Annotated in this window: 10 protein-coding genes; 4 read left to right on the top strand and 6 right to left on the bottom strand. The window is 73.8% G+C overall.

The genetic code is table 11. From position 1 onward, the window contains the following. Positions 1-25: 25 nt before the first annotated feature. Positions 26-607 (bottom strand): Uma2 family endonuclease, encoded by a 582-nt coding sequence (locus JK364_RS26330; RefSeq protein WP_201853763.1) that lies wholly within the window; start codon positions 605-607, stop codon positions 26-28. Between the two features lie 82 nt (positions 608-689). Between JK364_RS26330 and JK364_RS26325 the strand changes: the two genes are divergently transcribed. From JK364_RS26325 to JK364_RS26315, 3 genes are read left to right on the top strand one after another with little or no spacing between them, the layout of a single operon-like run. After that, the gene (locus JK364_RS26325) at positions 690-848 is read left to right on the top strand and encodes a hypothetical protein (protein WP_201853762.1); all 159 of its coding nucleotides are present in this window, start codon (positions 690-692) and stop codon (positions 846-848) included. A gap of 10 nt (positions 849-858) precedes the next feature. Beyond that, entirely contained in the window at positions 859-1731 is an 873-nt protein-coding gene (locus tag JK364_RS26320) for a helix-turn-helix transcriptional regulator (RefSeq protein WP_201853761.1), read from the top strand. A 5-nt stretch (positions 1732-1736) separates the two neighbouring features. Continuing rightward, a complete protein-coding gene (locus tag JK364_RS26315) occupies positions 1737-2204 on the top strand; it encodes a VOC family protein (RefSeq protein WP_201853760.1) in 468 nt (155 codons plus the stop codon). 13 nt (positions 2205-2217) lie between these two features. Here JK364_RS26315 and JK364_RS26310 read toward each other — a convergent pair whose 3' ends face one another. The 5 genes from JK364_RS26310 to JK364_RS26290 all read right to left on the bottom strand — a co-directional run bounded on the left by JK364_RS26310 (position 2218) and on the right by JK364_RS26290 (position 10411). After that, positions 2218-3528: a type III PLP-dependent enzyme domain-containing protein gene (locus JK364_RS26310; RefSeq protein ID WP_201853759.1), complete on the bottom strand. Its 1311-nt coding sequence runs from the start codon at positions 3526-3528 to the stop codon at positions 2218-2220. Then, on the bottom strand, positions 3525-5288 hold the full coding sequence (locus JK364_RS26305; protein ID WP_201853758.1) for an IucA/IucC family protein: 1764 nt from the start codon (positions 5286-5288) through the stop codon (positions 3525-3527). Before JK364_RS26305 ends, JK364_RS26310 begins: the two co-directional genes overlap by 4 nt. A 100-nt stretch (positions 5289-5388) precedes the next feature. Continuing rightward, positions 5389-7203 carry an IucA/IucC family protein gene (locus JK364_RS26300; RefSeq protein WP_201853757.1) on the bottom strand — a complete coding sequence of 605 codons (1815 nt, stop codon included), beginning with the start codon at positions 7201-7203 and terminating at the stop codon, positions 5389-5391. Next, entirely contained in the window at positions 7188-8525 is a 1338-nt protein-coding gene (locus JK364_RS26295; RefSeq protein ID WP_201853756.1) for an ATP-grasp domain-containing protein, read from the bottom strand. Before JK364_RS26295 ends, JK364_RS26300 begins: the two co-directional genes overlap by 16 nt. Positions 8526-8641: 116 nt before the next feature. Further along, positions 8642-10411, bottom strand: coding sequence for a carboxyl transferase domain-containing protein (locus tag JK364_RS26290; RefSeq protein ID WP_201853755.1), 1770 nt, complete (start codon positions 10409-10411; stop codon positions 8642-8644). A 240-nt stretch (positions 10412-10651) separates the two neighbouring features. Here JK364_RS26290 and JK364_RS26285 point away from each other — a divergent pair, with 240 nt between their 5' ends. Further along, entirely contained in the window at positions 10652-11722 is a 1071-nt protein-coding gene (locus JK364_RS26285; RefSeq protein WP_201853754.1) for a lytic polysaccharide monooxygenase, read from the top strand. Positions 11723-12025: the final 303 nt, after the last annotated feature.

Here is a 12025-nt window from a genome sequence, read left to right as displayed (position 1 = left end):
CCGCAACCCCCCGGAGCCAGGGACCTCAGCGCACCCAGCCCTGGAGCGACTCGGTGTCCAGCGTGACGCCGACCGGCGCGGGCAGCGTGAGCGGCTTGCCGAACGGCACGGTCTTCGTGCTCTCGTACCGGACCCCGTCGGGCTCGCTGAACACGGTGACCTCACCGGCCTCCCGGTCGACCAGCAGATACACCGGGATGCCCGTCTCGGCGTAGGCGCGTGGCTTCTCCACCCGGTCCCTGCGATCGGTGTCCGAGTCGTACGAGGTGACCTCCACGACCATCAGGACGGGATCGGCGTCGGCCCACTCCCCCTGGCCGACGAACGCGTCACTGTGGGCGAGGGTCCCGTCGGGGCGGGCATGGCCGTTGCGGTAGGTCTCGACCTTGAGGCCCTGGTCGTGCAGCCACAGGTCGGGATGGGCCTGAATGCAGATCCGCGCCAGCCACTGGATGATCCGCCCGTGATCGCCGTCCGGCACCGGCGTGACCCCGATCTTTCCGTTGATGAACTCCCACCGCACTCCCTCCGCCACGCGGGCCGCCAGCCGCGCGTACTCCTCGAACTCCTCCGGCAGCATCTGCGGACGATCGTGGGTCGCGGTCATGACCGGGAGCCTCCTTCGGGTGCGGTGCGCTCTCAGCGTAGTCGTTCTCAGGGGCCACCACCTGTGAGACTAAGGTGCACACATGGTGACAAGACGAACGCGGGACGGGCTGCTGGAGTTGGTGGATTGGCTCGAAGGGGAGCACGGGCCGGTCACCGAGGAGGAGCGCGCCACCGCTCAAGCAGAGCTGCGCGAGATCGACGCGGAGCATGACCGGCGGGCGAGCTCGCCCGCAGGGTGATACTGGGCGCATGAGCAGCCAGGAGTTCGTGCGGGCCGGGGTCGGGCTCGGGTGCGGGCTCGGGGGGATGGTGGTGTCCGCCGTGGGGTATCGCTCCCAGGGGATACCGCCGACGTTGCACCGGGGGCTGCCGTCCCCCTACCTGACGCTGATCTTCTCCCTCGATGGGCCCGTCGTCGGCGGGGTCACGCCCGAGCAGGCGCGGGGGCCCGGCGCCTCGCGGACCGAGATCGTCGTGGGCGGTCTGCATCAGCGACCGGCGTATATCGTCCAGCCCGGGAGCGAGGCCGGGGTGCAGCTCGCGGTGCATCCGCTGGCGGCGCGCACGCTGCTGGGGCTTCCGGCGGGCGCACTCGCCTCCGAGCTGGTCACCTCCGGGGCGGATGTGCTGGGCAAGCGGGCCGCCGACATTCGCGAGCGGCTGTGTGAGCAGCGAGCGTGGGAGGACCGGTTCGCCACGCTGGGCGCGTATCTGCGTAGGCGCGCGGCCGAGGGCGAGGACGGAACGCCGGTGCGGAGCGAGGTCGCCGAGGCGTGGGGCTGGCTGGCCCGGCATCGGGGGGCCGGGACGCTGACGGACCTGGCCGCGCATGTGTCGCTCAGCCCGCGCCGGCTGACCAGCCTGTTCCAGGCCGAGACGGGGCTGAGCCCCAAGCAGGCGGCCCGGCTGATGCGGTTCCAGCACGCCAGGAACACGGTGGTCCGGGCCGTGGCGGCGGGCCGGGCGCCGGACCTGGCCCGGGTCGCCGCCGACTGCGGCTACTTCGACCACTCCCACCTCGTGCGCGACTTCCGTCAGTACACCGGGGTGAGCCCCACCGCCTGGCTGGCCGAAGAGTGCCGGAATATCCAAGCCGGGGGCCATCTCTACGGCGAAGAGTAGAGCCCATGAACACCGCACCGGACCAGCAGCAGACGCAGCAGAACCAACAGAACCGGCAGAACCAGCAGCGGCAATCCCGTGAACCCGCCGTCTGGCCCACGCTCCAGGCCCATGACGCCGTCGCCCTGATCGACTTCCTGGTCGGCACGGTCGGCTTCCTGCGCACGGCCGTCCACCAGGACGGGGACCGCGTCGCCCACGCCCAGCTCGACTGGCCCGAGGGCGGCGGCATCATGCTCGGCTCGTACGACCCGGAGACCAAGACCTGGTGCCTGGAGCCGGGCACCTTCGGGGCGTACGTCGTCACCGGCCACGTCGACGCGCTGTACGAGCGCCTCACGGCGGCCGGTGTGCGGGTGCTCCGGCCGATCGAGGACCAGCCGTACGGCAGCCGTGAATTCGCCATCGCCGACCCGGAGGGCAACAAGTGGTCCTTCGGCACGTACCGGGGCGAGCCCCGGCCCGCCGAGTGACCGACTTCCGTCCTCACTCCTCCAGGTAGTGGAAGCCCGGCCGGGGGTGCATCAGGAACTCGTGGTGCGAGATGTTCCACGCGTACGCACCCGCCATCGCGAAGGCCACCCGGTCCCCCACCCGTAGCTCCGCGACCGGGATCCGGCCGGCCAGGACGTCCTTCGGGGTGCACAGCTGGCCGACCAGCGTGACCGGCTCGTCCCGTACGGCCGGGCGCGCCCAGGGCCGGGTCCACACGGTGTCCGTGGGCAGCACCTGGAACGGCTGGTCGTGCTGTTTGGTGGCGGGGGTGCGGATGTGGTGGGTGCCGCCGCGCAGCACCGCGAACGCCTCGCCGCCGCTGTGCTTGATGTCCAGCACCTCGGTGACGTACCAGCCGCAGTAGACGGTCAGCGCCCGGCCGGGCTCGATCCGCAGGGTGAGACCGGGGTGGCGCAGGGCGAGGTCCGCCATGCCCCGGCCGTAGGCGGCCCAGTCGAAGTGGCGGTCGGGGTGGGCGTAGTCCACGCCCATCCCGCCGCCGACGTTCACCTCGGTGATCCCCAGACCGTGGCGTTCGGACAGCTTCCGCGCCCAGTCGGCGATCGCGGCGGCCACGGCCACCTGGGCGGGGGCGTCGAGGCCGCTGGCGAGGTGGGCATGGATGCCGCGCAGCCGGAGGGGGCCGCCCGCGCCGCCCGGGGAGAGCAGGCCGCCCGGGGAGAGCAGGGGAAGGCAGCGCTCCACGGCCTCGGGGTCGAGCCCGAAGGGGCTGGGGCGGCCGCCCATGGCGAGCGCCGCGCCGCCCAGCGCGGCGCCGAGCGACCCCGCACTGCCCGGCGCCGCCCCGAGCGACCCCGCACCGCCCAGCGCCGCGCCGAGCAGCCCTTCATCGTCCGCCCGCTCACCGGTCAGCGGGAGATTGACGCGCAGGAGGACGTCCACGGTGTCGATCCCCGCGTCCTGCGCCGCCCCGGCCAGCAGCCGCAGCTCCTGCTCGCTCTCCACATGGAACCGCTCCACGCCCAGCGTCAGCGCCCGCCGCAGCTCCCCCTCGGTCTTGCCCGGCCCGCCGAAGGCCAGCGGCGCCCCGGGCACGGCCGCGCGGACATGCTCCACCTCACCGCCGGAGGCGACCTCGTAGCCGGTGACGTGGGGCGCGAGGGCCTGGAGGATGGCGGGCGCCGGGTTGGCCTTCGCGGCGTAGTACAGCTCCAGGCCCGGCGGCAGCGCGTCCCGTACGGCCCGCGCGTGCGCGCGGAGCGCGGCCAGGTCGTAGACGTAGGCGGGAAGGTCGTCGCCGGAGAGCTCCGTGGCGAGGGTGCGGACGGCGGAGGTGATCAACGGCTGCTCCCGGGGTGCATGACATGGGCCGCCTCGGACAGCAGGGCGGAGGCGAGCGGACTGGCGATACGGACATAGCCCGCGTGGCGGTCGGCCCGACGGCCCCAGCGGGTGAGGAGGTTGGCCTTGGCGGGCAGCGGCACGCCCGCCACCAGGGCGCGCAGCGCGGGCGGGTGGTCATGGGCCGCCGAGCGCTCGCACAGCACCCGGCGGACCGCCGACCACAGCGCGGGCTCCAGACCCGGACTGCGGTCGGCGAGGGCGGCCACCATCTCGGCGATGTGGTTGACCAGCAGGCAGTACACCACCCGGTCCCAGCCGCGCTCCCGCTCGTACGTCAGCGGGCGGGCCACCGCCTCGGGCAGCGCGGCGAGCGCGGCGGTGTGGTGCTCGGGCACCAGCTTGGTGCCCTCCAGATCGCGGAAGAGCACCTGGTGCGGGGTGCCGTCGGCGGGATCGACGCCGATGACGACGTTCTGGAGGTGGGGTTCGAGGACCACGCCGTGGTCGAAGTAGGCGGCCAGTACGGGCGGTACGAGCAGTTCCAGATACGCCTGCCACCAGGCGGAGAGCCGGTCGGGGCCGGCGTCGGGGAGAAGCCGGGAGATCTGGGCGCCGCTCGTCGGGTACTCATCGGCGACGGCCGCCGCGAGCAGCGCGGTCAGGCCGGGCCGCAGGCGGGCGGCCAGCCCTTCGCGGACGATCACCCCGAAGCCCTCGATCAGCTGACGGTCGCCACCGTTGATGTCCTTGCCGCCGAGGTCCAGCGTCCGGTACGCGGGCTCGCGCAGCAGCTCACAGCCGGGGAAGCGGGCGGCGAGATCGGCGGCGACCGGCTCCAGCAGCCGGGTCAGGGCGACCGCGCCGGACAGCTCGTACTCGGCGTTCTTGCGCAGACAGTTGGTGATCCGCACGTTCAGGCTGAACTTGAGGAAGTCCCGGCCGTCGTAGAGCGTACGGACCGACGCGGTCGGCGCGAACTCCGCACCGCCCGGCCCGAGGTCCAGCACCTCGCCCCGGGCGATGGCCGCGCGCAGTAGCCGGTGGTCGCGCAGCATCGCGTACTGCCAGGGGTGCGCGGGCAGCAGCCGGTAGCCCTCGGGGACGGCACCCTGCCGGTCCAGCGCGGCGAGCGCCCCGGGCCGCGCGGACTCCTCGCGCACATACTCCTGGCGTACGGCGAGGTGGTGCAGCGGGAAGCGCGCCCCGGCCTCGGGGGCGAACCGCGACCAGGCGTCGGCGCTGCCGGTACGGGCCTTGGGGGTGGGGTGGAAGCGGTGGCCGAAGCGGAGGGACTGCTCGGAGGCGAGGTAGAGATCCTGGGGGCGGTCGATGCGGTCGGTGCTGTCGGCGCGGTCACTCACGGTGCTCCGGTCCTCCAGGGCCGCCAAGGCGGCCGTCATCCCCGCGTGGCTGGAGGCGACCTGGCCCAGGAACTCGTCATTGCGCACCCCCGTGCGCAACTGCAGCTCCCGGTGGATCCGCTCGGCCAGCCCGCGCCAGGACACCTCGGCCCATGTGCCGTCGCGCTCCTCGCTGACCGGCCCGGTGAAGCGGTGCGCCCCGATGAGGGAGGTGCGCCGCAGCCCGACGCGCAGCAGCACCCCGCAGCGCGGCAGCCTCAGCCGCAGCCATCCATCGGCCACGACGGTCTGGTGCTCCGGTCCCGACACCTCACGGAGCAGACAGTTGAGGAGGGTGTGGGCGGTGGCGTGGTCGGCGGAGGCCACGGTCGCGGCGGGCGAGGAGGTCATGGGCATGGGGCGGCTCCAACGGGTGCGGAGGAGAGAGGTACGGAGGGAAGTGCGAGGGGGCGAGGGGTTCGGGGTTCCGGGGCGGCGGGCCGATCGGGCGCGGCGGTCATCCGCCGCTTCCCCGCAGCAGATAGTTGGGCCCGGTGACGTAGTGCTTGTTGATGTCCGAGGCGCCCGAGCGCTCCTTGGTGAACAAGGTGCCGGCGGTGACCATCGCCTTGACCGGCAGCCGGTCCGCGTCCAGCACCCGTCTGCGCAGCAGCCCGGCGGCGCCGCCGGGCCGGGTGACGGCGAGCCGGTCGACGGCGTCGGTGAGCCGGTCGCGCAGCCGCCGCAGCAGGGCGTCGAGCGGGGCCCGGCCGAGGCGGGCGAGCTCGAAGAGGGGGGCGGCGGCGCAGAGGTGGACGGTGATGGTGGTGAACACATCGGCCACCGGCCCGTCGCCGGACGTCAGGATCCTGCGGTCGTCGAATCCGCACAGATCGGCGGCCGGTCCTCCGCCGATCATGGCGGCGAGGCGTATCGCGTGGACGCGGGGGCCGTCGTGGTCCTTGATGAGCAGCCGGAGCCGGGGCACCGCACCGCCGTTCCCGCTGCCGTCCTCGAAGACCAGCGACAGGTTCTGCTGATGGGACTCCAGCGCGATGCCGTACGCGAAGAGGGTGGTGTGGAAGTCGAACAGCAGCGTGAGGTAGTCGTCCAGCAGGGCGAGGACGTCCCCGCCGTAGTGGCGTTCGGCGAGCCCGTCGATGACGAGCGTGCCGTCCGGGGCGGGCGCGAGCAGCCCGGCCAGCGGCACGATGGTGGCGTTCTCCAGGCCGGGTGGGTAGCGGCGGACGAGCGTGGCGAGCAGCTCGTGTCCGGCGTGAAGGTGGGTGGTCTCGTCGGCGAGCAGCACGGTGGCGCCGAACCTCGGCTCGCGCTCGATCACGGCCTCCACGAGCCGCTGCGCCACCTCGCCGTCGATCAGGGTGCCGGGTTTGACGGACCGCCGGTTGCGCTGCCCCAGGGTGGAGGTGGTGAGGGGCAGTTTGAGGTGGACGAGGCGGTCGTCGGCGAGGTCGTCGGCGACGGCCACGGTCCGCATGGAGAGGGTGGGCCGTACGGTCAGCAGAGGGCGTTCGGCGAGCCGGGCGGCGTCTTGGAGTCCGGCCGCGCGGAGGGCGTTCTCCAGCGGGGGTCCGAGGGTGAGCGGATGCACGGGGAGCAGGAACCGCCCATCGCTCGGCCCCGGCCCGAGGTCCCCGGGCGTGGGCCACCAGTCGGGCAGCCGCGCCGGATCCCCGTACACCGCCTCGCGCGGGAGAACGAGCCAGCGCAGCGGAAAGGTGGGGTGGAACTCGGGTGCGTGGGCGCGTAATTGCTCCTCGCTGAAGGAGGACCGCCCCCGGCTGGTGGGATAGACCGGATGGTCGCGGAAGGCGGCGAGCGTGTCATACGCGAGGGCCCCGGCCATCCCGCCCCACCGCTCCCCGTACCGCGCGGCCAACCCGGCGACGACGCGAGGCCGAAGGCGGGTATGCAGCCGCATGGCGTCGAGTGCCTGCCGGCATTCGCCCACGAAGACGTCGTAGAGCGCCCGGTCCTCGTCCGGCACGGCCCCCCGCAGCCGCCCGAGGACGGCATCGAGCCCGGTCAGAACGGTGGGTGCGGAACGACGACCGGGCACGCGGAGCAGGCGGGCCGGGCGGCGGGTGCGGATGTCGCATTGGAAGCCCTCGGGTTCCACCGGCAGCAGCACGCTTTCGCCCTCCTCGAACCCCTCGAACCCCTCGAGCGCGATGCGCAGCCAGTCGCCGTCGGCGCGCCGCACCGGGACGGCGTGGCTGCGCAGCTTGTAGGCGTCCTCTCGGAGGAGCGTGTCGAGTACCCGTCCGAGAAGCTCCTCTTCCTCTGTTTCCGCTGTCACACGATCTCCCATCGGTGGGCCGCGAGGAACCGCGCCACCGCCGCGTCGATCCGCCCCTGGTCGGTGCCGGTGGCCCGGAGTACGCCGAGGAAGTCGCGGTTGGTGCGGTGGAGCGGGTGCTCCTCACCGATCCCGCGCAGCGGCCGGTAGTCCAGCCGTACGCCGTCGCGCTCGGTCACACTCGCCGGAGGGGCGGAGGCGAGCCGCCCGGCGCGGTCGGCCATGACGTACTCCATGCGAACCCTGCCGTCGGTGCGGGCGCCGAGGTCGTCCGGCAGCGGCTCGCCCAGGTGCGTACGGAGGATGTACTCGAAGAGGGGGATGCCGAGGAGTTCGGCGAGGACGAGGTCGCACTGGTCGCCTATGGCACGGTAGTTGACCTCGATGAGGCGGGCCCGGTCCCCCTGGACGACGTACTCGGTGTGGCATACGCCGAAGCCCACGCCCAGCGCGCGCAGTTGCGCCAGCACCTGATCGGTGTGCGGCCGCGGCGGCGGGGCGGGCAGCAGGTGCAGCCGTTCCTCGATGAAGTGCGGGGGCGGCGAGAGCTCGGTGCGGAAGGCGCCGAGGACGTGGAGGGTGCGGCCGTCGCCGAGGGTTTCGAGGGTGCGCAGCTCGCCGTCGAGGAACTCCTCCACGACGAGGGCCGCGCCCGGCCGCCGTTCCCGTATCTCGGCGCAGCGCCGGACGAGTTCGTCAGCGTCGGCGACGAGGACGACGTCCTCGCTGGCCACGCCCTCGCGCGGTTTGAGCACACAGGGGTAGGGCGCGTCGAGTCCGGCGAGGGTGGCGGGGTCCTGCCCGGTGGCGAGTTCGGCGGACCAGACGGGGTCGGCGACGTCCGGGCCCGCGGCGGCGAGGGCGCGGCGCAGCTCGGCCTTGTTCTTGGTGCGCAGCGCGGCGCGCCAGTCCTTGCCCGGGAGGCCGAAGTACTGGGCGGCGAGGGCGGCCTGGGCCTGGAGGTGGTCGCTGTTGGTGAAGACGGCGCGGGGGTGGGTCCCGTCGGCGGCGATGCGGCTGATGACCTCGGCGAAGTCCCGTACGTCACAGGGGACGATGTCGAGGGCGGGGAAGGGGTGCGGGGCGGCGCCGTCTTCTTCCCGTCGGCCGTAGGCGCGCTCATGGGCCTCGGGCTGGTCGGTGAGGAGGGTGACCGCCAGGCCGAGCCGGGCCGCCGCGGGGAGGAAGCCCTCGGTGACGGAGTCGGTGGGGTTGAGGGCGAGGAGGTGGAGCCGAGGCGGCCGCGGGGCGGGGGCGGCCGGGGCCGCCGAGGAGCCACGGAGGGCAGGGGAGGAGAACGGCCGTGACGCCGCATCGAGATCATTCTCGTTCACGGCCCGAGATTAGGTTAGGCATGCCTAAGACCGCTAATTCGGCGTTCCGGTCCGCCCGTTTGGCCCTGATTAGCCGTCAAGATCGTCAACGCTCGGGGTCAACGGGGTCAACGGGGTCAACGGGATAGCCCGATACGGCGATGGCGGACGCGGCGCGCGGCGAGCCGCTCGTCCGGGTCCTGGGCGCGGAGGGTGGCGAGTTCGGCGCCGAGGAGCCGGCCGAGGCGGCTGAGGAAGGCGTCGGGCGCCCCGGAGCCCTCCGCGTCCTCCGCGTCCTCCTCCACGATGCGATCGACGATGCCCTGCGCGAGCAGGTCGGCGGAACGTACGCCCTGACGGGCGGCGACCTCGTAGGCCCGCTCCGTGGTGCGGTGGAGGATCGCGGACGCGCCCTCCGGCGGCAGCGGCGACAGCCAGGCGTGGCGCGCCGCCACGACCCGGTCGGCGGGCAGCAGCGCGAGCGCGGCGCCACCGGCGCCCTGGCCGAGCAGCAGACAGAGGGTGGGCGCGGGCAGGGTCACCATGTCGGCGAGACACCGCGCTATCTCCGCCGCGAGCCCGCCCTCCTCCGCCTCGCGGCTGAGCGCGGCGCCCGCGGTGTCGATGACGGTGAGCAGCGGCAGCCCGAGCTCGGCGGCGATCCGCATCCCGCGCCGAGCGGTCCGCAACCCGGCCGGCCCCAGCGCCTGCCCCTCCCCCGGCCCCTCGGCGGTGTCGCCCTTACGGGCACTGCGCCGGTTGTGCCCGAGAACGACGCAGGGCGTCCCCCCGACCCGGGCGAGCGCGAGCAACAACCCGGGATCGTGCTCCCCGGCCCCCGTCCCACTGAGCGGACTCACATCCTCGGCGGCCACCCGCAGCAAATCCCGCGCCCCGGGCCGCTCGACCCGCCGGGAAGCCCGTATCGACACTTCCGCGGACGGCGCGGCTGCCTCCACCTCCGTGTCGCCGGGTGCCCCAGGTGCGGATGTCATGGAGCCGCCCGGCGCCTCCGGCGCCCCGCCGGGCACGCCAGGGCCGGGGGCGGGCTCGGTGGAGGCGCCGCTCCCTGTCCGGCCAGGGGCGGCCACCGGGCCGGGCCCGGGCCCGGCATTCTCGCGCCGCCCGGGCTCCCCCGGCTCCGTCGCGGGCGCGGAGGCCGGGGCGGCGGCGGGTGCGGGGGCACCCGCGCAAAGCACCCTCAGCACTCGGGCCGCCACGCCCGACAGGCGGCTCAGCGGGAGGACCGCGTCGATCAGGCCGTGGTTCATCAGGTTCTCGGCGTTCTGGACGCCGGGCGGGAACTCCTCCCCGTACAGGGCCTCGTGCACCCGTGGGCCCATGAAGCCGATGAGGGCGCCCGGCTCGGCGGCGGTGACATGGCCCAGGGAGCCCCAGGAGGCGAGGACGCCGCCGGTGGTGGGGTGGCGGAGGTGGACGAGGTACGGCAGGCCCGCGGCCTTGTGGTCCGTGATCGCCGCGGCCACCTTCACCATCTGCAGGAACGCGACCGTGCCCTCCTGCATCCGGGTGCCGCCCGACGCCGGCGCCGCCAGCAGGGGCAGCCGCTCCGCCGTGGCCCGTTCCACGGCCCGTACCAGCCGCTCCCCCGCGGCCACCCCTATCGAACCGGCCAGGAAACGGAACTCGCAGGCGACCAGCGCCACCCTGCGCCCCTCGATGCGGCCCTCACCGGTGATGACCGACTCGTCCAGCCCGGCGCGCTCCCGTGCCCGCTCCAGGTCGGCCCGGTACTCGGGGTCGTCCGTCGTGATCTCCACCGGTTCGTCCCAGCCGTGCCAACTGCCGGGGTCGACGATGGCCTCGATCAGCTCACGGGCCGACGGGCGGGAGTCGCGGGAGTCGCGGGAGGCACCCGTGGCGCGGGGCGAGTTCGTACCGGTCATATGTGTCACCCTGCCACGCCACCGGCCCCTCGCAACCATCGGCGATCACCTCAGGTGGATCAGGTGGATCACCTCGGGTACCCCCGTGCCCCGCCCAGTCTCAGCTGCGCCTGAGCTGCTCCTTAACGGCGCCATAAGACCGGCGGGCAGGCCCGTGGGCGGGGCTAGCGTGCTGCGCGTCACCTCCCACCGCGCGTCACCCCCACCGCGCGTCACCCCCCACCGAAGGAGTCCCCGACGATGACCGCTCGTGCGACCGTTCGCCGCAGAACCGCCCGCATCGCCGTGCTCGGCATGGTGCCGCTCGCCCTCACCGCGCTGAGCGCGGACCCGGCCTCCGCGCACGGTTCGATGACGGACCCGGTCAGCCGGGTGTCGGCGTGTTTCGCGGAGGGGCCGGAGAGCCCGGACTCGGCGGCCTGCAAGGCGGCCGTCCAGGCGGGCGGCACCCAGGCGCTCTACGACTGGAACGAGGTCAACATCCCGGACGCCGCCGGGCGCCACAAGGAGATCATCCCGGACGGAAAGCTGTGCAGCGCGGGCCGCGACAAGTACAAGGGGCTGGACCTGCCGCGCGCCGACTGGCCCGCCACCGCCATGACGGCCGGTGAGCACACCTTCGCCTACCGGGCCACCGCACCCCACCGGGGCAGCTTCGAGCTGTACATCACCAAGGACGGCTACGACCCGACGAAGCCGCTGACCTGGGCTGACCTGGAGGCGGAGCCGTTCGCCAAGGTCACCGACCCCACCCTGCGGGACGGGAGTTACGTCTTCTCGGGGAAGGTGCCGGGCAAGTCCGGCCGCCATCTGATCTACAGCGTCTGGCAGCGCTCGGACAGCCCGGAGGCGTTCTACACCTGCTCGGACGTGACCTTCGGCGGAGGGGCCGCCGCGGCCGGGGGAGCCGGGACAAAGGCGGATTCCGCACCCACCGCCGCCGCGCCCGACGACGCCCAGATAGCGAAGGGCGCCGAGAAGTCCACGGTCGATCACCACGGCCACGGCGGCGACAGCGGCGCCGAGGCCAACCACCAGCCGAAGGCGTCGGAGGCGGCGGACGAGAAGGGCACGGAAGCGAACCACCCCGAGGCCAAGAGCGCCGAGGTCATGGCCGCGAGCACCGGGCCGGAGGGCCCGCAGGATTCGCAGGACGGGAGCGCCGCCGACGGGCAGCGCCTCGCCGAGACCGGGGGCGACGGGTCCACCGGCCCCATGGCCATCGGCGGCGCCGCCGTCCTGGCCACCGGCGCGGCCGTGCTGTTCGCCGTCGCCAACCGCCGCAAGACCGTGCGACGGGGCCGCGGCTGAGCCCGTGGGCGCGACACCGATATGCGGCTCCGCCGCATATCGGGGGCTCCGCCCCTGGACCCCGGGGTCTGGGGGCGGAGCCCCACCTTCCAGCCCCTCAGGGGGCACCTCCGAGCGGTAGCTGGGGGAGCTTGAGGAGCGGGGTCCGAGGAGAAACCCCACCCTCTCCAGCCCCTCCGCCACCCTCCAGCCCCTCCGGCGATTGAGGAGCGGGGTCTGGGGCGGAGCCCCAGTTACGGGAAGGGGCGGGGAGGGGAACAGCCCGCCGCAGGCGCCACGCCCCGCCCGACACCCCCACGGTGC

Source organism: Streptomyces endocoffeicus, assembly GCF_016741935.1.
Classification (GTDB): Bacteria; Actinomycetota; Actinomycetes; order Streptomycetales; family Streptomycetaceae; genus Streptomyces; species Streptomyces endocoffeicus.
Note: the sequence above shows the minus strand (reverse complement) of the source record. Positions and strands in the feature narration are given on the sequence as shown.